Origin of the sequence: Bacteroides xylanisolvens (assembly GCF_018289135.1) — a bacterium.
In the GTDB taxonomy this organism is placed as follows: Bacteria; Bacteroidota; Bacteroidia; order Bacteroidales; family Bacteroidaceae; genus Bacteroides; species Bacteroides xylanisolvens.
This window is the reverse complement of the sequence record NZ_CP072216.1, coordinates 2895638-2918288: the sequence shown is the minus strand read 5'-3', so window position 1 is coordinate 2918288 and position 22651 is coordinate 2895638. Positions and strand designations below refer to the sequence as shown.

The window sequence follows — 22651 nt, the reverse complement described above, 5'->3', positions numbered from 1 at the left end:
TTATTTAGCCTGCGGCTTCCTTGCCGGCCGCGGGCTTTCTTCTTTCCATCAGCCGGTTCATGTCCGAGGATATCTTCCGGTCGGTGACCTGGGCGTAGACCTGCGTGCTGTCGATGTTCGTGTGGCCCATCATCCTGGCGATGCTCTCTATCGGAATACCTGCGGTCAGTGTCAGGGTCCCGAACGAATGCCGGGCCATGTGGTAGGACAGGTTCTCTTTCATGCCTAATGCCACGCCCATTCCATGTACCTCATACCAGAGGACGTCGCGGACCGGCAGCGGGAATACCGGCCTGTCGTCATCCGTGGTGTTGTAAAGCTCCAGTATCTGTCCGGCTATGGGATGCAGCGGGATGAACGCCTCCACATCCGTTTTGGCGCGGCGGATGCGGATATACCTTCTTCCTTCCGAAGTCGTTCCGATGTGACGGGGATGGAGAGCCCTCGTATCCGCGTAGGCCAGACCGGTCAGCGAGGAGAAGATGAACGTCCTGCGTGCCAGCTCCATCATCGGGTCGGGCAGCGGGGTTTCCATCATCCGCTTCAGTTCACTGCGGCTGATATGCCTTAGTTTAGGTGTTTCTTTCCTCTCGTATGCCACGTCCTCTATCGGATTGGCTCTTAGTATTTCCCGGTCCACGGCGATGTAGATGAGCCGGTTGAGCCAGCACAGGCAGTGGTTCACGTGTCCGTTCCTGTGTCCCAGCTCCTTCTTGAGAAAGACCTTGAACGATTCGGCGAACTCCTCGGTGATGTCCGAAAAGGCGATGTCCTTCATCCCGCGGGATTCGATGAACTGCCTGAGGTTGAGCTGGGTGGTCTTCGACTGGCGGTAGGTGGAAGTGGAGTTGATCTCCTTGGAGCGGACCCTGAGCCGTTCGCGTTCCACCTCTCCGGCCTGCAGGAGGTATTCCGGTACGGAATTGGCGCCTGACACGGTGGTCTTGAGCAGTTCGGCCGTGACCACTCCCTGGTTCCTCAGCAGGTTCCCGTACGCCTCTTCCAACCGGCTGCGGAGGGCGGCAAGGCGGTTGTTCTCCCTGGCTGTTTTGATTTCACACTTCTTGCTGTCCCAGTCCCCGGGTTTGCAATAGACGCCTGTCGTGACTGCCGATTTCTTTCCGTCGATGCTGATCCGGCAGAGGACGGCGGTCGTGCCGTCCGATTTCACCTTGTTACGGTTGATGTAGAATAAGAGCTTGAATGTACTGCGCATGATAATGATTGTTTAGGGATTAAAGGATAAGTTTCAAATCGCGGGTTGCCTCGACGAACCTGTCCATGTCCTCGAACAGCTTCTTCGGGGTTACGCGCGCGTATATCTGGGTGGTCTTTATGTTGGAGTGTCCCAGCATTTTGCAGATGGTCTCTATCGGCACTCCCTCCTCGAGCGTGACCAGCGAGGCGAAAGAATGCCGTCCCATGTGGTAGACAAGGTCCTGGCTCAGCCCTGCCATCAGGCGCAGGGATTTCATATTGGCCCTGAGCGTGTGGTAGTCCTGCGGCGGGAAAAGAGTCTCGCGGGTATCGTCCCGGTATTTCTCAATCAACGCGACGGCTTCCGGAAGCAGCTTGACACGTCCGAGGTAGTCGGTTTTCTTTCGCTGGTATTTCAGCCAGAGGCTGCCCTCGTCATCCCGGAAGAGGTTCTTCCGGGTGATGCTTACCGCATCGGCATAGGCGGTGCCGGTGTAACAGGCGAAGAGGAAGAGGTCCCGGGTGATGACATGTGACCTGCGTTTTTCCGGTATCTCCAGATCACGCAGCTTCTCGAAATTCTCACGGCTGAGTGCTTTCGGTGTTGTCTCCTTCTGCTTGGGCAGCTTGAAGTGGCAGAAATGGTATTTCTCCGAGTGGCCCTCCTTGTAGGCGATGCGGCAGATCTTTTTCAAGATGGCCAGGTAGCCGCGAAGCGTGTCCACGGCATATCCCTTTTTCCAGAAGGATGAAATCCTGATAGTCGCGGATGAACTGCTCGTTGAGCTGCCCGAAGACAAGGTCCGGAACCTTGAATTTCGCCTTGATGAATTCGGAAAGCGTGCGGTAGGTGAAGAGGTAGGTCGAGAGTGTGGTGGGCGCACGGTCCACACCGACACGGGCCTTCATTTCCCCGTTATGCCGGTCGAGAAGTTTGAGCAGGGTCATCTGCATGCCCGCATTGCCCTGGAACATGTCCCTGACCGCGGCGGCATCGAAATCCCTTTTTCTTTCCATGAGGGAATTGAAGGCCGAGTGTACGGCAAGCAGCAGTCTTTCTATTTTTTCATTGGTCTCCACCGCTTCCCGGCTCTTGCCGTTCAGCCGGCTCTCACGCGCGTTCCACAGCCCGGGGGTGCAGGAGAGCTTGCAGCTGAACTGCGCCATCGTGCGGTTGAGGGTGATCCGTCCCATGATCGGGGCTTTGCCGGTCTTGTCCGGCTCGCTCTTTTTCAGGTAGAGCAGCACCTTGAATTTTTCCACTTTCATAACGCTCTTTTTTAGGTTGTAAAAATACTCCTTTGAAAAGCGTCCTTTGGCATGCAAAACATTGAGAAACAGTGAATACAAATCCGCTTTGTTCTTATCGGTAAAAATTCGGTTACCTGCCGTCGTTTCCGAAACAGGCGGCTAACAGTCTGGTAACTGAAACGTCGCAATATTTTGTTTTCTTTTGCAGGTCTGTCTGTTCTGCAATTCTCGCAAAATGCTTAATTATAAACGTTTTACGTTTAATTATCGTCATTCTGTTTTTTATTGCATTTCTAAATATTACTTATACGGCTCGGCATACTTGGGCTACAATGGCATATTATTGCGAGATACATCCAGGCATTATTTCAGAGGCGATGGGACATTCATCCATTATCGTCACAGAGACTTATCTAAAACCTTTTAAGAATAAGAAAATAGATGAAGCGAATGTGACGATTCTATCTTCGCTGAAGAGGAGCTATGTTTGTGGCAAGTAGTTGATTGATAGTGCTGTTACTTTGTAGGTAACGGGAAGAAAAGACGCTGCAAATATGAGCATATTTCTTAAAACATCCAAACAAAATCGTACATTTTTTCTAATAAACTACTCAAAATAGGAATAAACACAGAAGAACACGTGGATTCTTTGTCTTAGAGCTTTGTTAACGTCTAAATTTTGCAATAGATTTCCCGCCCCTCTACTTTTTCTCATAAGCAGGGGTAAGAAGATTCGTCATATATCGTATTATTTTCTAGTATAGACTACTCTAAAAGAGCAGGCACAAGGGTTTTCCCGTTACCTACAAAGTAACGGGAAGAGGGGGAGTGAAGCGAAATAAATCATGAATTAGTACAAACAAATTTTTTATTTATTAATTGTATAACATTTAATTTACTTTTATGAGAAAATGGACGTATTTAGTCGCAACCTTGCTCATGGCAGGTACGACAGCGACATTCACGGGATGTATTGATACCGATGAACCGGAAGGCATTGCAGAACTTAGGGGAGCAAAGTCTGATTTTATCAAAGCTCAAGCTGCAGTTGAGCTTGTAGAGGCTGAATTGAGAAAAGCACAGGTTGCAGAGCAAGAGTTAGTTAATGCAGGTTTGGCACTTCAGAATAAATCTGCAGAAATTGATTTGCAGTTGCATGAACTGGATATTCAGTTGAAGCAACTCCTGATTGAAAAGGAAGAAGCTGCTACTGCACAAGCAAAAGCAGAAGCGGAAGCTGCCATTGCAAAAGCGGAAGCTGACAAAACTAAGTGGGAAAATGAAAAGGCATTGATTGTTGAGCAGTATAAGGAAAAAATGCTTCTTGCCGAAACTGCCACTGCTAAAGCACAGGAAGCTTACAAACAAGCTATGGAACAGATTGAAGCTTCCAAGTTGTTGCTGACAGATGAAGAACAATTACGTTTAAATGTTGTAGAGGCAAAAGTTGCTTATGCTAAGATAGCTATGGATAAGGCTATGTATGGATATTCAACGACAGAAGTTGAGACTGAACAAAGACTTGTATCTAAATCAACAAGTTCACAGACAAGTGTTGGCGAAGGAGCTGGAACAACAACTACTACTGGTACTGATGAAAAGTATATTACATATTATGTAATTACACAAAATCCGGATAATGCAAATAACGGATATACAGAAGGCAGCTTGAAGAAACTTCAGGAACAGTTGGCGGACTATCCTAATTGGGTAGCTGATGGAAACATCGAGGCTAAATTGAAGAATGCTGTGGAAATCGCTGAATCCAATTTGAATATAGCACAAAAAACAGCTGATGGATATAAGGCTATTTTGGATAATGAATATACTACATTAGCTGATTGGGAAACAGAGGTTAAAAAGCTGAAGGATGAAATGGCAACATTGGATGTTCAGAAACGACAATATGAACTTAAAAAAGAAGAATTAAAAGTTGCTAATCCTAACTTAGAAAAGAACAAAACTACTGCAGAGAAAAAATTAGCCGATGCTAAGGATGCTCTTGCTAAAGTTAATACTACTACTAATGTAGCTTCTGCTTATTCTAAGAAAGCAGATCAGAGCATTCTTAAAGGCCTGAATGATGCTTTTGATGGTATTTCTGGTGGAGTAGCTGGCTATAATAAATCAACAGGTGAATTCAGCTATGCAAGAACTGTACTAGTTACTAAGGCGCAAGAACAGATTGATGGCTGGAATAAGCTTATTGATGCAGCTACTCAAGGGATTGATTTAGAAGATCTTGCATGGTCTAAACTTGAAGTCGTGAAAGCAGATGCTGAAGCAACAAAAGCGAATGAAACTTACGATGCTGACTATAAGGCATGGGAGAAAGCTCGCGATAAATATATTGAAGTTGAAGCTATTGATATAAATGCTTCAAAAAAAGCTGCCGAAACTGCAATAGCTGCTTATAATAAACTGGGCGATGCTGCTAGAACACAGGATGCTAATATCAGTAAATTAGCTACTGCCTTGGCTGAATACTATCAGGATGCTTTGGATAAAGAGCTTAAAAGTACAAAAGCAGAAGCAACAGAGGCTTCTACCAATACTAAAAAAGCAATTTCTGCTTGGATAATAGCTAATCCTTTGGCAAACTTCAAGTCAATTGTAGGGCTAGAATTAAATTTAATAGAATGGACAGCCGGTGCTGTGACAAAAGCTAATAAAATAGAACAAGCTAATGCAAACAAGCTTCTTGAACTTGGAGCATCTGCTGGTGATGTTCCATATGACTCATGGAAAAAAGCTTCAACAAAAGTGTTTGGTGATAACTTTAATCGTGATAATGAACCTAGAAGGGTTGCTGTGTCAGCTGATATGGTTCTTAAGGAAGTTGATGGCAATAGACTGGCAACAGAATTGCAAAATGGTGACTATGGAACTCTTGGTATCTCTATTTATGCTACGGCAGAAGCTGCACGTCTGACAGCTGTGATAAATCAGGCTGATACCTATAAAGCTTTGAAAGCAGAGTTTACTGCTCAAAAAGCTAAAGAACAAACTACGCTGGATAAGAAAAAAACAGAATTGGCTGCAAATGTAACGAAAGCAGAGACTGCTTTGGCTGATGCTAAAACTGCTTATGATAAAGTATTTAAGGAAGTAGAGGCAAATATTAAGAAAGTTAGTGAGGATTATGACTATAAAGATGCTATAAAAGATAAGATTGAGTCTACAATTTCTGAATATATTGCTAGCCTTGATGAGTTGGGCGATGATTATAAAGATATGACTTTGGAGGAAATCAAAGAAGCTATTAATGCTGAATATTTAAAAGCTGTTACTGGCCTTCTTGATAAAAAAGCAGCTTTGGCTACTGCTGAAAGAAATTTAGAAAAGTTGGCCGAAGGTACTTATACTGATAATGATTATATCAAGGATACATTTGCAAATATCCAGGAAAAGATCAAAGTAAAACAGGCTGAATATGATGCTGCCAAGGCAGACTATGATGCTGCAAGCGCTCAATTGAAAGCACTTCTTGCTATCTTCTTGAAATAATTCCCTAACTACGTAAAAGTAACAAGATGATAAAAAAACTATGCACATTACTTTTGCTGACCTGTATGACAGCTGCGCCTTCAATGGCGCAGCGTTACAGCAGCAGTGATGATGCGTCGTTTGCCCCGAAGAAAGGACAGTGGCAGGTTTCAGTCCTGCTTGGTAGCGGAAAGTTCTTTAACGAGAACACCTCTTATCTGCTTCCTAAGTTCTCCAATGACGGAGGAGTAGTCGGACTTCCCAATGGAGGGAAGGATAACTCCGGCGATCTGAACCGCTATCTGAACATCGGGAGTCTGAATAATAATAGTCTGGTCAATATAGCCGGAATTGAAGGTAAGTATTTCGTGTCTGACAATTGGAATGTAAATTTCCAGTTCAGCATGAACGTTAGCCTCACTCCTAAGAAAGACTATGTAGAAGGAGACAACAGTGTACCTGACATGATTATCCCTGCGCAAAGTTATATCAATGCGCAGATGACCAACAACTGGTATGTATCTGTCGGTTCCAACTACTATTTCAAGACTCGCAACGAACGTATTCATCCATATCTCGGAGGCGCACTCGGCTTCCAGATGGCACGCATTGAAACGACCGAACCATACACCGGAGACACCTACAAGGATAGTGACGACTCGGAAGAACTTCCGTCACAGGTCTATGTTTCCGGAAGTAAAGCCGGTCAGATGTACGGTTTCAAAGTAGCTGCCGTAGCAGGTATTGAGTATAGCATTGCCAAAGGTTTTGTTTTCGGTTTCGAAATGCACCCTCTGGCTTATCGCTATGACTTGATACAGATTTGCCCGAAAGGATTTGATAAATATAACGCCAGTCACCACAATATCAAAATATTTGAAATGCCTGTGGTGAAACTGGGATTCAGATTCTAAGGATGAATGATTATACAAATGTATGAATGAAAAGAGAAAGCCGTTCAGCTGATAGTGCGGACGGCTTTTCTTTTTTAAAGAAGAATGAAGAGCTTAATGAACAGATATGTGAAACTTTTATCTTTTCTTCCGGGAATATGTCTGATAGTGGCTTGCACCGGGCATCAGATAAAAGGTTACGAGATTAACGGCAGTGCACCTTTGCCCGAATTCGAAGGAAAAATGGTTTATATGAAAGATGTTTCGAACGGGCAGCCGGTAGATAGTGCAGAAATAATCCACGGAAAGTTTGATTTTTCCGATACGGTGACTATTGTGTCGCCCGTAGTAAAAGTGCTTTCTATTCGTGCCAACAAATCGGGACTGGAATACCGCCTCCCTGTTGTCATAGAAAATGGTAGTATCCAAGCCTATATTTCCGATGTGGTTTGTACAGGAGGAACAATGCTGAATGAACGAATGCAGGATTTTCTCATGGCTGTTGATGAATATTCTACAGCCTGCGAGAACAAGCAAACGGAACAAATAAAATTCGGATTTGCGGATTTATTGAAAAAATACATAGAAATCAATGATGACAATGCAGTAGGAGAATATATTCGGACTGCCTATCGTTCATCACTTTGATGCAATCAGATTGCTTTTAAGACTATAAACTAAATTTCCCACATAATGATATCCTCTCCAGATATTTCCTCCATATTTTTATAGAAGGGAATGTTGCATAAGAGAGACAGAAATGCGCCCTTGTGAAAGTCCATATTTCTGTATTGTTATGTTTTGAGGACGTTCCCGTATTTCCCATTCCCTTTTTCCCCCGGGAACGTCCTTTTCAATGACCTTTTGTTGTATATCTCATATAACTTACACTGTATGGAAGAATCTAGTGGATCTGTACTATTGGTAACTTTTCATACAAAGATAGTGTTTTTTACAAATACTTTATATCTTTGCAAAACAATGGCATATGCCGGGATTTAACCATACCACTGAAAATATGAAAACAAAAACTTTATTAGGCTTCTTTCTTCTTTCTGTTATGGCTTTTTGTGTATCAGCCTGTCAAGATGATGCAGAGATTATCTTATTTAGTGGTTCCGAACTGGTTGACGAAACAGGAACTTGTACAAACACTGTTTCTTCTACAGTCTTGTATCTTAACGGATGGGAAGCGGAGAATATCGGGATAGCCAATGGAAAAGGTGGCTACTCTGCACAAAGCTCCGATGAAACAATTGTGACAGCAACAGTCATCGACAACCGATTATGGCTTAGTTCGCATGGTAAAAAAGGGAAAGTAACGGTTACCGTTACTGATAAGGATGGTAATTATGTCACCCTGCCTGTGACTGTTTCTTATGGCGTATTGACATTTATGTGCGTCGACCAACCTGAATTTCAGGTTTCCAGACCCAGTGAAGATATGTTGTCATTGGATTCGGAAAGCGAGTTGCAGGAAAAAGTAAATGTGGCAATGGCTCCTTATTCTTTTATAAATAAAGGAGATATCTGTATTTTGCGGCCGGATGATGTATATCATTTATCTGAAGAAGGAACAGGAGGGAAATTCATTTATAAGACAGAGGATGAGCAAATTCTTGTTGAAGGAACATACCGGATAGAGTGGGCTTCATTGGGTGGAAAACAGAAAAAGGCTTTTGTCTTTACATATATAGATAAAAATAATGTAGAGCAACAACACACGTTTTTTAATTTTAGTCCGTATTTAGGAACTCAAAGTTCTACAAGAGAAAGAGGACCGATTACTACGGCATGGTTGGAGGAGGTATCCGATTCACCTTATCTGGAAGGAGTTTTGCCGGCGGATAGAACAGTTGTATATTGGGTGGATACAGTGATTTCCAGTTTGTCTGCCGAGGCTGTGTGATTGGAAGTAACTGATTAAAAAAGGAAAAGCTCTTTATAAGGGACTGAATGTTTGGAAAGCCCTTGAAGCGAAAATCATTCTTATTGAGATATTAAAGTGCACCCCAGAAGTTTTAGATCTAACTTTTGGGGTGCACTTTATTCAAGGTCCTTTCGGATATTCAGGTGAGTATATTTTCAGCCACTTTCTGATTATTTACGTATATCTTATTGCAAAGCCCGGATACGTACTTCTGTGCCTGTCTCATTTTTCAATCCGTCTTTTATTTTATGGATATCTGTTTCTCCGTAATGATAAGGGTACAAAACACGTGGCTTGATGATTTTGGCTGCCCGTATCGCTTGTTCCGGTGTCATGGTATATGGTTGGTTAACCGGCAGAAAAGCGATATCAATATCTTTCACCTGGTTTAGTTCCGGAATATCCTCCGTATCTCCGGCAATATAAATACGAGTTCCTCCTAAAGTCAGAATATATCCGTTGTCACGTCCTTTGGGATGAAATTTATCCCTGCCGGGAGTCGTATTATAGGCGGGTACGGCTTCCAGTTTGATATCTTTGGCGAGTTGAAGCACATCACCGTTCTTCATCTCTTGTCCTCTATTCAGCATTTTCCGGCAATTAGGATTAGCTATAATTTTGGTCTGGTTTGTTTCGATAGCTGCTATTGCTTTGGTATCGAAATGGTCGCCATGTTCATGCGTAATCAGAATGAAATCCGCCTTCGGCTGTTGTGTATAGTCGGCATAATCGGAAACAGGATCAATGAATATTTTTTGTCCTGCATAATCCAGTAATAAGCTGGCATGTTTGAAGAAAGTGATCTTCAAGCTTTTACCATTCTTGGTGGTAAACGAATCCATTTCAAAGTTTGACATCTTTGCTGTCTGATTAATTGGTTTATCAAACGAATGGGAATAAGAAAATCCGTAAGAAAGGCATAATACGAATGCTACTAATAGATTCTTTTTCATATCTCTGCAGAATTTGGTTCCCTGCAAAGATAAACATCCGGGAGGATTTATCGGTTCACATTTGAAATGATTCTCTTCGAAATTAACTTTCTTTTTGTGGTAAATAAAAAGGCACGGAAAATCTTTCATTCCCGTGCCTTCTCTTTGTATTTGATACCTTTACGGTATTGTTATGCGTTCAAAGCCTGTTCGATATCAGCAATGATATCATCCGCATTTTCGATACCTACCGATAGGCGGATCAGGTCCGGACGTACACCGGCTTCCATCAGTTGCTCATCCGTCAACTGGCGGTGAGTATGGCTTGCCGGATGGAGCACGCAACTGCGTGCATCGGCTACGTGAGTAACGATAGCGATGAATTCCAGTGAGTCCATAAACTTGATAGACACGTCACGTCCGCCTTTCAGACCAAAGGAGATGACTCCGCAAGAACCGTTCGGCATATATTTCTGTGCCAGGCTGTAATATTTGTTGTCCGGCAGACCACAGTAGTTTACCCAAGCTACTTTCTCATTTTTAGAAAGATATTCGGCCACTTTCTGTGCGTTACGGCAGTGTTGAGGCATACGTAAGTGCAGTGTCTCAAGTCCCAGATTCAATAAGAAAGAGTTTTGCGGACTTTGGATACTGCCGAGGTCACGCATCAGTTGCGCGGTTGCTTTGGTGATATAGGCGCCTTTGCCAAATGCTTTCGTGTAAGTCAGCCCGTGGTAAGACTCGTCCGGAGTACAAAGTCCCGGGAATTTTTCTGCGTGAGCATCCCAGTCAAAATTACCGCTATCTACGATACAGCCACCTACGCTTGTAGCGTGTCCGTCCATATATTTGGTAGTAGAATGAACTACGATGTCAGCTCCCCATTCAAACGGGCGACAGTTGATAGGAGTAGGGAAGGTGTTGTCAACAATCAAGGGGACCCCGTGACTGTGTGCGATACGTGCGAATTTTTCAATATCCAGCACTTCCAAAGAAGGATTGGAAATTGTTTCGCCAAACAAAGCCTTTGTGTTCGGTTTGAAAGCTGCAGAAATTTCTTCTTCACTGGCATCCGGATTTACGAAAGTCACATCGATGCCTAGTTTCTTCATCGTCACTCCGAACAGGTTGAACGTGCCTCCATAAATAGCGGAAGAACAAACGAAGTGATCTCCTGCCTGGCAGATATTAAAAATGGCATAGAAGTTGGCAGCCTGACCGCTGGAAGTCAGCATAGCGGCTACACCACCTTCAAGAGCGGCGATTTTGGCGGCAACGGCGTCATTCGTTGGATTTTGCAGGCGGGTATAAAAGTAACCACTGTCTTCCAAATCGAACAGGCGGGCCATTTGCTCGCTGGTATCGTATTTGAAAGTTGTACTTTGATAGATGGGCAATACGCGTGGTTCGCCTTTTTTAGGCGTCCATCCAGCCTGTACACACAGGGTTTCCGGTTTGAATTGTTTTGCCATAATGTTATCGGGTTTTAATGTTTTATTTCAAAAAATGTTTTAATGCTGCAAAAGTAGGGAAAATAATTGTATTTTTGCCCTGTTTATGAGTGAAATGATAACTCTTGCGAAGGAGATAGTTAATGTAGTTATGAAAAATAAACTCTATATTCTTTTATTCTTAGCTTTTCTTTTTTCGGGCACAACTCTTTGGGCGCAGCAGAAGGCAACTCCGAAGGCGGGTGAGGGCATCTCTTCTTTTCTGTTGAGGCACAACCGTTCTCCGAAGAAGTATTACGACGATTTTATAGAGTTGAATAAGCAGAAGCTGGGAAAGAATAATGTGCTTAAAGTAGGCGTGACTTATGTTATTCCTCCGGTAAAGAAATCGACAACTACTTCTGCTAAGACTACTCCTGCCAAAAATACGGGTGCCAAGAACACAACTTCCGAAGGTGCCGGGACAAAGCAAACATCTTCAAAAGCTAAATCGACAAAAATAGGAACCACCATCAATGAGCCTCTGTTTGGAAAGCAACTGGCTAATGTGAAAGTCACTTCCAACCGTCTTGCCGGTGCTTGTTTCTATGTGGTCAGCGGACACGGAGGTCCCGATCCGGGAGCTATTGGAAAAGTGGGTAGATACGAACTGCATGAAGATGAATACGCTTATGATATTGCACTCCGTCTGGCACGTAACCTGATGCAGGAAGGAGCCGAAGTGCATATCATCATTCAAGATGCCAAAGATGGTATTCGTGATGATTCGTATCTGTCGAACAGTAAACGTGAGACTTGTATGGGGGATGCAATTCCTTTAAATCAAGTGCAACGCCTTCAGCAACGTTGTGATAAAATAAATGCCCTTTACCGGAAAGACCGTAAGAATCACTCTTATTGCAGGGCGATTTTTATTCATATCGATAGTCGTAGTAAGGGAAAACAAACGGATGTATTTTTCTATTATTCGAATAAAAAAGGAGACAGCAAACGATTGGCGAATAATATGAAAGATACGTTTGAGTCAAAATATGATAAGCATCAGCCTAATCGGGGTTTTTCCGGCACAGTGAGCGGGCGCAACTTATATGTGCTTTCCCATACCACTCCCGCTTCCGTTTTTGTGGAGTTGGGCAATATCCAGAATACGTTCGATCAGCGTCGGTTGGTGATAAATTCCAATCGTCAGGCACTCGCAAAATGGCTGATGGAAGGCTTCCTGAAAGATTACAAGGAGAAGAAATAACATTTTTACTTCTCCTTTCGTGAACAAAATAAAAATCTGAATGTTTTATATATGCAAATCGCCTGATGGCTACTTGTAGGTATGCGAATATATATAGGCTAGTGAATATGCCTCCCCGGCATAACAGGAAGATTGCATAGTAGTTTTGTCGTGTTTTATTTTGTGTTTGTGTTGTGACGGTGCTGCGATGTGAATCGGGGTGCCGTTTTTTTTTCGTTTCTCTTGAATTCGTTAAAGAGCACATTATTTCATTTTCTTATCATATTATTGAATAAAATCTTATCAATCCTGTGAACAAAATCCGGAAGTGTATGTTATTTATTGTGCAAATCGCCTGATAAAGCTTCTTGTGTGTATGCGAATATAGATAAGTCAAGCAAGGTATGCCTCCCCGGCATGACAGGAAGATTGCATAGTAGTTTTGTCGTGTTTTATTTTGTGTTTGTGTTGTGACGGTGCTGCGATGTGAATCGAGGTGCCGTTTTTTTTGTGTATATAAAAAGACTTACTCATAAAAAGAGGGCTTACAAAGATTCTAAAGTATATCGTAGAATCTATGTAAGCCCGTCTTTATGGGAGGGTGCTTTATGCACACCTTATCTAGTTGTTATAAAGGCATATTACCGTGCTTCTTGGGCGGATTTGTCTGCATCTTGTTTTCCGTCATTTCTAGTGCCTGAATCAGACGTTTGCGAGTCTGTCTCGGATAAATGATTTCGTCAATATATCCCAGTTCGGCAGCTTGATACGGAGTAGCAAACTTTTCTTTGTAGGCTTCCAGTTCCTTAGCCTTTGTTGCTTCGTCAGCTTTGCGGAACAGGATATTGATTGCACCGTCTGCACCCATCACTGCAATTTCTGCGCTGGGATATGCGAAGTTCACATCAGCTCCTGTCTGCTTGGAGTTCATTACGATATAAGCGCCGCCGTAAGCTTTGCGGGTAATAACAGTCAGTTTGGGAACAGTAGCTTCTGCGAACGCATAAACTATTTTTGCGCCGTGACGGATGATACCGTTGTTTTCCTGCGTATATCCCGGAAGGAATCCCGGAACATCTTCGAATGTAATCAACGGAATATTGAAACAGTCGCAAAAACGGATAAAACGACTTGCTTTGTCGCTGGCGTCGATATCAAGAACGCCGGCAAGATAAGCCGGCTGATTGGCTACGATACCTACCGAACGACCTGCCATGCGGGCAAAGCCGATGATGATATTCTTTGCAAAGTTCGGCATGACTTCGAGGAAATAACCGTTGTCTATCACGCGTTCGATAATGTCTTTCATATCATACGGTACGTTCGGATCTGCCGGAACGATTGTATCCAGAGAAGCGTCTTCGCGGTTGGTTTCGTCGGCGCAAGGTTGTTTCCTGGCTTCATCCATATTATTCTGCGGTAAGAAAGACAACAGTTCGCGGATACTCATCAACAGTTCTTCTTCGGAGTTGCACATAAAATGCGTCACACCGCTCTTGCTGCTATGTGTCATTGCGCCACCCAGCTCTTCTTTGCTTACTTCTTCATGAATCACGGTTTTTACTACATCCGGACCAGTCACGAACATGTGACTTTTTTCTTTCACCATAAAGATGAAATCGGTAAGGGCAGGAGAGTAGCAAGCGCCTCCGGCACAAGGACCCAGGATGGCCGAAATCTGTGGAATCACACCGCTGGCCATTGTGTTCTGATAGAAAATATCCGCATAACCGGAAAGGCTTTCGATGCCTTCCTGAATACGTGCGCCACCCGAATCATTCAGAGCGATAATCGGGGCACCGTTCTTCAACGCAAGTTGTTGTACTTTCACAATCTTTTTGGCATTGGAAGCAGACAGTGAGCCGCCATATACGGTAAAGTCATAAGCGTAAACAAATACCTGGCGACCGTCTACCTTTCCGTAACCTGAAACAATGCCGTCTCCCGGAATTTTGTTTTTATCCATGCCATAGTTCGTACAACGGTGAACCATCAACTTATCCAGTTCAACGAAAGTACCTTTATCGAGCAACATCTCAATACGCTCGCGAGCAGTCATTTTGCCGCTTTCGTGTTGCTTCTCTATTTTATCAACGCCTCCACCAAGAGAAGCGATGCGGTCACGTTCTTCGAACGTGGCGTATGCTTTATTCATTTCTTCCATAATGCAATCCGTTCTTATATTATGCAATCGGTTCTAATGTTATTAATGTCTGGTCGCCGGTTATGTTATCACCTTCCTGAACCAGAATTTCTTTAATGCGGCAGTCTGAAGTCACTTTGTAGTTACTCTGCATCTTCATGGCTTCGATAACGATAGCGGTGTCTCCCGCCTTCATTTCCTGGCCGACTGCAACAGGTATTTTCACTACTTTGCCCGGCATCGGAGAAATGATACAGTCATTCTGTTCTTCTTCCCCTTTCTTGCGCATACGCAGATATTTTGCCTGGCTGTCCACTATTTCTACATTGAAACTGCTATAATGCGTATTCACTTTATAGCTTTTTCCGTTATCACGGCGAATCAGCTGTGCGTTCGAACTGCGTCCGTCCATCAAGATGTTGCAAGTACCGTTTTCTGCCATCACTACGTCTGCTTCAAACGTTTTTCCATCAATGGTGAGCACTACCTTGTTATCTTCCTTGCTGACCAGTTCTACTTCGGCCACGCGGTTTCCTATATGAATTTCCATAATTGAATTCTCTTTGTTAAAATTTAGATTCTCAACACACCCTTATGCAATCCGAACTCTTTCCACTTGCTGATAGGGCGGTTGTCGGCAGCCATACCGCTGTTGTTCTCTTCGAGATTCATCAAATAGTCTATATAAGCAGCGATCAGGGCAATATTTTCGGAATATTCGCTGGTGCGCGTAATCCGTTGTTGCAGAAACTCGCTGTTCTTGGCGATGAATCCTGTGTCATAATGACCTTCTACAAAATCAGGAGTATCCATGATGGCACGCAGATAACTGATGTTGTTTTTCACTCCGGTCAATTTATATTCGTGGAGAACACGACGCATCCGCTCAATCGCATATTCGCGATTGGTAGCCCACACAATCAGTTTACCGATCATCGGGTCATAGTAGATCGGAATTTCATATCCTTCGTATACATAACTGTCAATACGCACACCGATACTGTTCGGCTCTGTAATCTGTTTGATGATACCCGGACTTGGCATGAAATTCATTTCAGTGTCTTCGGCACAGATACGACATTCGATAGCGTGCCCGCGTTGCTGGATATTCTCTTGTTTCAGTTGAAGCACTTGTCCGTCGGCAACTTTAATTTGCTCTTTCACCAAATCTACTCCGATCACTTCTTCCGTAATTGGATGTTCCACCTGCAAGCGGGTGTTCATCTCAAGGAAATAATAGTTGCGGTGTTTATCAACAAGGAATTCGATAGTACCCGCACCGATGTAGTTCACAGCTTTAGCCGCCGCTACCGCTTTTTCACCCATGTCTTTTCGCAGTTCGGGAGTGACGAAAACCGAAGGAGTCTCTTCCACGATTTTCTGGTTACGGCGTTGCACGGAACATTCGCGTTCGCACAGATGAATGACATTTCCATGCTTGTCACCAAGAATCTGGAACTCGATGTGATGAGGCTCTTCAACGAACTTCTCCAGGTAAACCGTGTCGTCGCCAAAGGAAGACAATGATTCGCTCTTGGCAGTGGTATAAGCTTCTTCCACTTCTTCGGCACTGTGGATGAGGCGCATACCTTTTCCACCACCGCCCATAGAGGCCTTCAGCATCACCGGATAGCCGATTTTATTGCAAAGCTCTATGGCTTCTTCCACGCTTTTCAGGTTGTCTTGTGTGCCGGGAACTACGGGTACTCCCGCTTCAATCATTTTGATACGGGCAGCAATTTTATCTCCCATAGCTTCCATTGTTTCCGGATTGGGTCCGATAAAGATGATTCCTTCTTCCTGACATCGACGGGCGAAGGTGGCATTCTCGGACAAGAAGCCGTAACCCGGATGAATGGCGTCTGCATGAGCTGCTTTTGCCACTTCGATGATTTTTTCTATATTCAGATAACTCTCTTTGGATGCTGCCGGCCCTACGCAATAAGCTTCGTCTGCATAAAGCACGTGCTTCGCGGTCCGGTCTGCTTCGGAGAAGATAGCGATACTCGTTATCTCCATTTCCCGGCAGGAACGCATCACCCTTACGGCAATTTCACCGCGATTGGCTACTAAGATTTTTTTTATCATACTTTTTTCAATTAAGTACATACTTATTAATGTCTTCCCGTCTAATGGACATACTCCACCCGACGAAAAACAGTATTTTTTTGATTTGGGGCTTAACAAGTGATACTCTTTCTCCTAATCCACGAGGAGAGGGGCGTCTTACACAAAATGGCAGGTCTTCTGACTGACTCTTGTCTTATTTGCCTTCCCGAATAACATCAGTGGCGTTAAATTAGTTCAATTATAAGACATTGAACAGAGTTTCACAGCAGCGGGACTGTCCGGGATTTACACCCGGTTCCCTATTAATCATCGTCCGTTGGATACGGATTCTGAACCATTTTGGGGGGCAAAGATAAATAAATATTGAATAGGATGTTCCTTTTTTGCACGAAAGTTTCAATTTTGTGCAATGCTTGTCCTTAGTCCGGAAGATAAAGTGATAGGAGCAAAGTATGATGCGGAGAAGTCTTTTCATCGTACGGAGATGATTTGCTTGGATATTAATAGCTGGTCGGGTAAATGCAAACGGGTTTGATTCTTTAATTTGTGTGTAACCTTGCTTCTTTTCTAAACCATCTTTCTCCTGATATTGTTAGGTTGATAGTTATTAATTAAAAGGAGATATTCATTATGAAAGAAAAGAAAATAGCTCGTGAAGAAAGAAACCAGGAGAAGCTAGCTAACGGTGATTGGCTAATGGCAGAGTTTTACGCAACGTGGTGTCCTCACTGCCAGCGCATGAAACCGGTTGTTGAAGAGTTCAAGAAACTGATGGTAGGAACATTGGAAGTGGTGGAAGTGGACATCGACCAGGAGCCTGCCCTTACTGATTTTTATACGGTGGAGTCGACTCCTACCTTTATTCTTTTTAGAAAAGGGCAACAGCTTTGGCGGCAATCCGGCGAATTACCTTTGGAAAGATTGGAAAAAGCAGTGAAAGGATTCAAATTCTGAAAAAGATTTTAATCTAACTCCACGGATATGGATTTTGTCACTTTTGTCACAGATAGTATAAAGAAAGCACATGTATACTGTGCTGCTTGGATACAGTTATTTTAATAAGGTGATAGCAGTTTTTATCTAATACTTCTTGGTTTTAACTAAGTTTGATAGAACTGCTATCATTATATCCACTTTTTTAGTGTATTCTTGGAAAAACTACTATCTTTGTACTGTCGTAATAATTAGAGAAATGGTTATTGAGTTTGAAAAGGAGTATCTTTCAGAACTTTATTATGAAGGTAAATGTAACGATAAGAAGCATCGTTTTCAACCTCAAGTAATAAGGAATTATGTGAAGCGAATTGTCACTTTGGCTGAAGCATTGAATGTAGAAGCGCTTTATCCTTTAAATTCGTTGAATTATGAAGTATTGACAGGGAGTAAAAAAGATATTTCCTCTATTCGGATTGATAAACAATATCGACTGGAATTTAAAATATCGACTACGGACTCTGAACCAATCATAACTATTTGTTCTATTATTGACATAACAAATCATTATAAATAAGAATAGTATGTCTAACTTAGGGTATTCTTTTATTCCGGTGCATCCGGGAGAGATTATAAAAGAAGAATTACAATCTCGTGGTATATCGCAGAAACGATTTGCGGAAGTGGTAGGCGTGTCTTATACGATGTTGAATGATATATTGAATGGGCGTCGTCCTGTATCTACGGATTTTGCCTTATTGATTGAAGCTGCTACCAATATAAATGCGGAAATGCTGATGAATATGCAGACAAGATATAATATGCAGATTGCCCGAAAAGATAAGAATGTTATAGCGCATTTGGAGAACTTACGGAAAATATGTGCCACATTGTTATAATTTAGTTCAACCTCAACTCATGCAGGCATGCCTGCACTTCTTCAAGACTGCCGGTATGTTTTCCTTCATCATCCGACAGTTTGATACATTCCCTCCACTCCTGATTGACATTCATCTTGCATTGCGTCAGTTTCATCACGATGTTCGAAGGTTCGAACCCGGTATCGTTGGTGAGATTGGTGCCGATTCCGAAAGAGCAGCGGATTTTGTTTTTGCAGTATTCTTGAATGTCTAATGCTTTTGTAAAGTCGAGGGCATTGCTGAATACGATGGTTTTGGTTGTCGCGTCGATTCCCAACTCTTTGTAGCGGGCAACCAGTCGGTCGATAAACTCAAATTCATTACCGGAATCGCAGCGCACACCGTCGAAAAGTTTAGCTTGTTTACGGCTAAGGTTACTAAGGAAGATGCCGGAAGTATAGGTATCGGAAAGTGCGATACCCAAATCACCGTCATAAACATTCACCCAGTTTTCGAGTGCCATATAATTGGCATGTTTATATCCGAACTGTGCTCCATGAAACATAAACCATTCGTGAGGGTGAGTCCCCATCATTTTCATTCCATATTTCATTGCGAAGTTGCAGTTGGAAGTCCCGGTGCAATATTGCGCTGTCTCGTTCAGTCTTTTGATAACAGTTTCCTGCACATCAATAGAGAATCTTCTCCGTGTACCAAATTCTGAAAAGCGGAGCTGATGTTGGTTCGATAACTCTATTTTCTCCGACAGTTTGCAAAGAATCCCGTTCATGTCTGCTACATGGCCGAAGAACCGGTTTTTGATTTCAGAAACAATAGCGAGCAAAGGCACTTCATATAAAGTCACTTTATAAAGCAAGTCAGTCACTTCGATGTGGAGATGACAGGCTTCATCCAGATGAATATCAATCTTATTCGGGTCGAAACGAAAAGAAGACAACCACTCCCAGTAGACTCTCGGGAGAAATCTGCAATTCTTCGTCATGTATTCCAACTCCTCTTCCGTGAATCTCAACTGACTAAGATTCTTGATCTCTGCCTTGAGTGTTTCCAGAAAAGCTTCGGTATACTTTGTTTCGTTCCGGTCATTGAAACTAAAAGTACCCATTGCATAGGGGAACAGTTTGATATAAGCGTACGAGGTGGTAAACTTATAGAGGTCTGTATCTAGTAGTGTTTTAACAATCATGACGTTCGTTCTTTTCTATTAATAACGTTGTAAAGTTAGTATTTGTTGAACGAAATAATAGCCTGCTGACAGATAATTATTCCATTTTTGGGATCGATTTATACCTGATTATCTGATATTATCATTAATTTTGCCGTAATTATGTATTAAATAAAAGATATTTGGTATGAAAAACGCTTTGGTATATAGCTGCGTATTACTGTTGTTATCATGTGGCGGAAAAACCGGAGGAACTTCGCAATCTTCTTCCACGAATCAGGAAACACAGGAAAACGCTTTAAGCGAAAAAACTACTGCTATTTCCGAAGCTTTCTCTATGGATTTTTATAAAGGAAGTGATTGGATTATTCCTGATACGCTTTCCGAATCATTGCTAAAAGAACCGGAAGTATCTTCTTTGAAGGTCTATGACTCCGACAGTATTTGCCGGAAACAAGTAGATGGCGTGGAACGTTGTTTTTACAAGGACTCATTGATGAACGGTGCTTATAAGCACTTTTATTTTCGCTCGACTGATTCTTTTGTGTCGGAACCCTATTATTCGGTAGTTGTTTATAAAGACGGAATAAAGAACGATACGGTGCGTCATTACAGTATCTCTTCCCATTGTATGACAAGTCGTATAATCACTCTTGACAGTATTTGTGAACTTTATCAATCTTATTATTCCAACGGATATCCCCATATCTTTTACCAGGCTACACGAGGTAAACTTAATGGAGTACGTCAGAGATGGTATTATGATGGAAAGCCGGACTGGTTTGAACACTATAAAGATGGGAAGCTAAACGGAGAGGAAATGAGATGGCATGCCAACGGACATCTATGGCAGGTTAATCATTATATTGACGATCAGGAAGTGTTACCGACCGAATGTTGGTATTATAGCCATTCGGAATACGCTTATAATGACCCTGACGGGGTAGCGGAGGCTCCCGACTGGTATGAGTATAAATATCAGGCATCAGAAGGGACTCCCTTTTATTACATTCAAGAAATTTATGCATTGGAGAACGGCAAAAAGTATCTTCTGAAACGAAAATATTTTGAAAAGGATTCCGATGAGCCGATATACTTCATGGATGATAAGTGTGATTCTGTAAAACGAAGCATTGTGACGGTCGGAACTCAAAAGCGGCTGGATATAAGGAATTATTCTGGCGGGCGGCTACGTCGTTTCGAGAGTTATCCGTACTCGGAGAAAGGCGTGCCGGGTGTCATGACTGAAATTTATTCTGAAGAAGGCAACCGGATTGAAAAGAGTATGTATGACTATCATAGTGGAAGAATGATCTCCTTGCGTATGTATAGCAATACAGGGGCAGACGTGAAAAAACTTGAATTTGCTGAATATACGAATATGAAGGCGGATAGTTGTAATAAACAGCTTGATTCTGGTAAAGGGCGTTATACAGACAATCAGAATAAACTGTCCGTGCGCTGGAAAAAGGGGGAACTCGCACTGCTGAATTCTCCGGCGAAAGAAGATGAAGATGGATTTATAAAATGGTACTATGATGGGTATCAGTCTGATTACGGTCTGCATTTTTTTCACTATTCAGGGTTTGAGAGCTGGGGCTATTTTGTGATGAGTGATGTTACAGGAGAAGTTTACGAATATCGTAGTATAGATACCCCTTTATTCTGTGGAAAATCCGGTCTTTTCCTTGTCGTAGATGAAAATCCGTATAAGGAAGAATGTTATGTCCGCGTTTACAAGATGCTTCCCGAAGGACGTTTGGCGGAAGTTGCCGCACTCAATCGGGGAGGAGGGGATTATTTTGAGGTTGATTTGGACGATTTTGTCTGGGTGGGTGAAAGTTCATTCATTGCCAATAAAAAAACGTCGGAAGATGAACTTCAATGTGACTTTTATGGAGGATGCTCTGACAGTTGCCTGGAAGAGTACAGGAAGTGTGGCTATCTGCAAATCGACGAAGACGGCTGGGGGTATGTGCGCGTCGATCTTCGTCCTGATGCTTTGCAGACTAAGCAGGAGCTTCCGTCTTCACTAGAAGCTATTAACGAAATGAATGCATGGGTAAAGTCATTGTGAAACCCAGAAACAATGGAAAATCATGCATCCACTCTTCCCCCTTTTTGATAGATATTTTAAGATCATTACTGTCTATTCTACTAATTCCCGGTTGCATCCGCTATTGATAAATAGCGAAAGAAGCCATATTCTCATTATTGTCATTTTATTCATTGTATTAAAGTTATGTTCTATGATAACGCTACTGTCGGGTTATGAGCAGTCAGGCCACCATCTACGACGATTGTTTGTCCGGTGATGTACCTTGCATCGTTCGAAGCCAGAAAAGCGATGGCAGCTGCGACGTCTTCCGGTTCTCCTAAATAAGGAGTGGCACATTGGCCGAGAAAGATGTTGCGTACATCTTCATTCAGGTTATCCAATGCCGCGGGGGTAAGTACCAATCCCGGGGCTACGGCATTGCAGCGGATATTTTTCTTTCCCATTTGGGTAGCGATGTATTTCGTCAGGTTGATGACGCCCGCTTTGCTGGCACCATATAATGTACCGTTAGCATCAGCAGTAAGTCCGCTTATGGAAGCTACGTTGACAATGTTTCCGCCGCCATTGGTAGTCATGATAGGGATGACCTGTTGAGAAAGGTACATAGTGCAGCAGAGATTCAGGTGGAATGCCTCGTCAAAGTAATTGATATCCAGCTTCTCGATGTTAAGGTCACGTTTGGGATCGGTTCCTCCTACATTATTAATCAGTACATCTATTCGTTGATATTCATTCATAGAAAAATCAATCAGCTCTTTGCAACTCTGGAGTTCGGTGGCGGAGAAATAGACATGGCGCACGTCGGCCCCTGCATGAGTAAGTTCGTTGGCAAGCTGTTCCGCCTTTTTTTCAGAATGGTCAGCGATGACTACTTTGCCCCCTTCGGAGACAATGCGGCGTGTGGTTGCTTCGCCGATACCACCGGCAGCACCGGTGATGACAACTACTTTATTTTCGAATCTGTTCATATATTGTGAATTTGATGGTTACCTTTTATTAGAAACAGCTGGCAGAGGAATTTGTTAGACCTCATAA

The 22651-nt window shown here is 43.0% G+C and carries 18 protein-coding genes, 1 pseudogene and 1 riboswitch; of the genes and pseudogenes, 10 read left to right on the top strand and 9 right to left on the bottom strand.

Annotated elements, in window-relative coordinates:
• Nucleotides 1-4 precede the first annotated feature (4 nt).
• Together INE92_RS12460 and INE92_RS12455 are read right to left on the bottom strand one after the other, a co-directional pair.
• The gene (locus INE92_RS12460; RefSeq protein ID WP_015531521.1) at nucleotides 5-1216 is read right to left on the bottom strand and encodes a site-specific integrase; all 1212 of its coding nucleotides are present in this window, start codon (nucleotides 1214-1216) and stop codon (nucleotides 5-7) included.
• A 19-nt stretch (nucleotides 1217-1235) separates the two neighbouring features.
• Nucleotides 1236-2466: pseudogene (locus INE92_RS12455) on the bottom strand (tyrosine-type recombinase/integrase).
• A 314-nt stretch (nucleotides 2467-2780) separates the two neighbouring features.
• On the opposite strand from INE92_RS12455, the gene INE92_RS26910 reads away from it, so the two are divergent.
• The 5 genes from INE92_RS26910 (at nucleotide 2781) to INE92_RS12430 (ending at nucleotide 8736) form a co-directional block, all read left to right on the top strand.
• Nucleotides 2781-2948: a hypothetical protein gene (locus INE92_RS26910; RefSeq protein ID WP_275952353.1), complete on the top strand. Its 168-nt coding sequence runs from the start codon at nucleotides 2781-2783 to the stop codon at nucleotides 2946-2948.
• A gap of 403 nt (nucleotides 2949-3351) precedes the next feature.
• Nucleotides 3352-5955, top strand: coding sequence for a hypothetical protein (locus INE92_RS12445; RefSeq protein ID WP_008641279.1), 2604 nt, complete (start codon nucleotides 3352-3354; stop codon nucleotides 5953-5955).
• 26 nt (nucleotides 5956-5981) lie between these two features.
• Entirely contained in the window at nucleotides 5982-6848 is an 867-nt protein-coding gene (locus tag INE92_RS12440; RefSeq protein ID WP_009038683.1) for a BT1926 family outer membrane beta-barrel protein, read from the top strand.
• 84 nt (nucleotides 6849-6932) lie between these two features.
• A complete protein-coding gene (locus INE92_RS12435; RefSeq protein ID WP_008641281.1) occupies nucleotides 6933-7475 on the top strand; it encodes a DUF4369 domain-containing protein in 543 nt (180 codons plus the stop codon).
• A gap of 340 nt (nucleotides 7476-7815) precedes the next feature.
• Nucleotides 7816-8736, top strand: coding sequence for a hypothetical protein (locus INE92_RS12430; protein ID WP_149942545.1), 921 nt, complete (start codon nucleotides 7816-7818; stop codon nucleotides 8734-8736).
• A gap of 206 nt (nucleotides 8737-8942) precedes the next feature.
• Here INE92_RS12430 and INE92_RS12425 read toward each other — a convergent pair whose 3' ends face one another.
• Both INE92_RS12425 and INE92_RS12420 read right to left on the bottom strand, forming a co-directional pair.
• On the bottom strand, nucleotides 8943-9839 hold the full coding sequence (locus INE92_RS12425; RefSeq protein WP_195436709.1) for an MBL fold metallo-hydrolase: 897 nt from the start codon (nucleotides 9837-9839) through the stop codon (nucleotides 8943-8945).
• A 41-nt stretch (nucleotides 9840-9880) separates the two neighbouring features.
• Nucleotides 9881-11161: an O-acetylhomoserine aminocarboxypropyltransferase/cysteine synthase family protein gene (locus tag INE92_RS12420; protein WP_004306892.1), complete on the bottom strand. Its 1281-nt coding sequence runs from the start codon at nucleotides 11159-11161 to the stop codon at nucleotides 9881-9883.
• A 130-nt stretch (nucleotides 11162-11291) separates the two neighbouring features.
• Between INE92_RS12420 and INE92_RS12415 the strand changes: the two genes are divergently transcribed.
• The gene (locus INE92_RS12415) at nucleotides 11292-12386 is read left to right on the top strand and encodes an N-acetylmuramoyl-L-alanine amidase family protein (RefSeq protein ID WP_055235902.1); all 1095 of its coding nucleotides are present in this window, start codon (nucleotides 11292-11294) and stop codon (nucleotides 12384-12386) included.
• A 607-nt stretch (nucleotides 12387-12993) separates the two neighbouring features.
• Here INE92_RS12415 and INE92_RS12410 read toward each other — a convergent pair.
• The 3 genes from INE92_RS12410 to accC are packed head-to-tail and all read right to left on the bottom strand — an operon-like array spanning nucleotide 12994 to nucleotide 16596.
• Nucleotides 12994-14529 carry an acyl-CoA carboxylase subunit beta gene (locus INE92_RS12410; RefSeq protein ID WP_212702042.1) on the bottom strand — a complete coding sequence of 512 codons (1536 nt, stop codon included), beginning with the start codon at nucleotides 14527-14529 and terminating at the stop codon, nucleotides 12994-12996.
• Nucleotides 14530-14548: 19 nt separating this feature from the next.
• Nucleotides 14549-15058, bottom strand: a complete 510-nt coding sequence (locus tag INE92_RS12405) for an acyl-CoA carboxylase biotin carboxyl carrier protein subunit (protein WP_004316076.1) — start codon at nucleotides 15056-15058, stop codon at nucleotides 14549-14551.
• Nucleotides 15059-15081: 23 nt separating this feature from the next.
• Entirely contained in the window at nucleotides 15082-16596 is a 1515-nt protein-coding gene (accC, locus tag INE92_RS12400; RefSeq protein WP_004308984.1) for an acetyl-CoA carboxylase biotin carboxylase subunit, read from the bottom strand.
• 132 nt (nucleotides 16597-16728) lie between these two features.
• Nucleotides 16729-16932: riboswitch (cobalamin riboswitch) on the bottom strand.
• Between the two features lie 276 nt (nucleotides 16933-17208).
• On the opposite strand from accC, the gene INE92_RS12395 reads away from it, so the two are divergent.
• From INE92_RS12395 to INE92_RS12385, 3 genes are all read left to right on the top strand, one after another.
• Nucleotides 17209-17532: a thioredoxin family protein gene (locus tag INE92_RS12395; protein ID WP_022199079.1), complete on the top strand. Its 324-nt coding sequence runs from the start codon at nucleotides 17209-17211 to the stop codon at nucleotides 17530-17532.
• 238 nt (nucleotides 17533-17770) lie between these two features.
• Nucleotides 17771-18088 (top strand): type II toxin-antitoxin system RelE/ParE family toxin, encoded by a 318-nt coding sequence (locus INE92_RS12390; RefSeq protein ID WP_004308987.1) that lies wholly within the window; start codon nucleotides 17771-17773, stop codon nucleotides 18086-18088.
• Nucleotides 18089-18095: 7 nt separating this feature from the next.
• Nucleotides 18096-18410, top strand: a complete 315-nt coding sequence (locus INE92_RS12385) for a HigA family addiction module antitoxin (protein ID WP_004308988.1) — start codon at nucleotides 18096-18098, stop codon at nucleotides 18408-18410.
• A gap of 1 nt (nucleotide 18411) precedes the next feature.
• Here the strand turns inward: INE92_RS12385 and pncB are convergent, their stop codons facing one another.
• Nucleotides 18412-19578, bottom strand: a complete 1167-nt coding sequence (pncB, locus tag INE92_RS12380) for a nicotinate phosphoribosyltransferase (RefSeq protein WP_004308989.1) — start codon at nucleotides 19576-19578, stop codon at nucleotides 18412-18414.
• A 166-nt stretch (nucleotides 19579-19744) separates the two neighbouring features.
• Between pncB and INE92_RS12375 the strand changes: the two genes are divergently transcribed.
• A complete protein-coding gene (locus INE92_RS12375; RefSeq protein WP_195436707.1) occupies nucleotides 19745-21634 on the top strand; it encodes a toxin-antitoxin system YwqK family antitoxin in 1890 nt (629 codons plus the stop codon).
• A gap of 170 nt (nucleotides 21635-21804) precedes the next feature.
• Here the strand turns inward: INE92_RS12375 and hdhA are convergent, their stop codons facing one another.
• A complete protein-coding gene (gene hdhA / locus INE92_RS12370; protein WP_004308991.1) occupies nucleotides 21805-22584 on the bottom strand; it encodes a 7alpha-hydroxysteroid dehydrogenase in 780 nt (259 codons plus the stop codon).
• Nucleotides 22585-22651 lie beyond the last annotated feature (67 nt).

Bases quoted from the DNA above. Each gene is read 5' to 3' on its own strand.
- INE92_RS12460 (WP_015531521.1), bottom strand. From the start codon at position 1,216: ATGCGCAGTACATTCAAGCTCTTATTCTACATCAACCGTAACAAGGTG.
- INE92_RS26910 (WP_275952353.1), top strand. From the start codon at position 2,781: ATGGCATATTATTGCGAGATACATCCAGGCATTATTTCAGAGGCGATG.
- INE92_RS12445 (WP_008641279.1), top strand. From the start codon at position 3,352: ATGAGAAAATGGACGTATTTAGTCGCAACCTTGCTCATGGCAGGTACG.
- INE92_RS12440 (WP_009038683.1), top strand. From the start codon at position 5,982: ATGATAAAAAAACTATGCACATTACTTTTGCTGACCTGTATGACAGCT.
- INE92_RS12435 (WP_008641281.1), top strand. From the start codon at position 6,933: ATGAAGAGCTTAATGAACAGATATGTGAAACTTTTATCTTTTCTTCCG.
- INE92_RS12430 (WP_149942545.1), top strand. From the start codon at position 7,816: ATGCCGGGATTTAACCATACCACTGAAAATATGAAAACAAAAACTTTA.
- INE92_RS12425 (WP_195436709.1), bottom strand. From the start codon at position 9,839: ATGAAAGATTTTCCGTGCCTTTTTATTTACCACAAAAAGAAAGTTAAT.
- INE92_RS12420 (WP_004306892.1), bottom strand. From the start codon at position 11,161: ATGGCAAAACAATTCAAACCGGAAACCCTGTGTGTACAGGCTGGATGG.
- INE92_RS12415 (WP_055235902.1), top strand. From the start codon at position 11,292: ATGAAAAATAAACTCTATATTCTTTTATTCTTAGCTTTTCTTTTTTCG.
- INE92_RS12410 (WP_212702042.1), bottom strand. From the start codon at position 14,529: ATGGAAGAAATGAATAAAGCATACGCCACGTTCGAAGAACGTGACCGC.
- INE92_RS12405 (WP_004316076.1), bottom strand. From the start codon at position 15,058: ATGGAAATTCATATAGGAAACCGCGTGGCCGAAGTAGAACTGGTCAGC.
- accC (WP_004308984.1), bottom strand. From the start codon at position 16,596: ATGATAAAAAAAATCTTAGTAGCCAATCGCGGTGAAATTGCCGTAAGG.
- INE92_RS12395 (WP_022199079.1), top strand. From the start codon at position 17,209: ATGAAAGAAAAGAAAATAGCTCGTGAAGAAAGAAACCAGGAGAAGCTA.
- INE92_RS12390 (WP_004308987.1), top strand. From the start codon at position 17,771: ATGGTTATTGAGTTTGAAAAGGAGTATCTTTCAGAACTTTATTATGAA.
- INE92_RS12385 (WP_004308988.1), top strand. From the start codon at position 18,096: ATGTCTAACTTAGGGTATTCTTTTATTCCGGTGCATCCGGGAGAGATT.
- pncB (WP_004308989.1), bottom strand. From the start codon at position 19,578: ATGATTGTTAAAACACTACTAGATACAGACCTCTATAAGTTTACCACC.
- INE92_RS12375 (WP_195436707.1), top strand. From the start codon at position 19,745: ATGAAAAACGCTTTGGTATATAGCTGCGTATTACTGTTGTTATCATGT.
- hdhA (WP_004308991.1), bottom strand. From the start codon at position 22,584: ATGAACAGATTCGAAAATAAAGTAGTTGTCATCACCGGTGCTGCCGGT.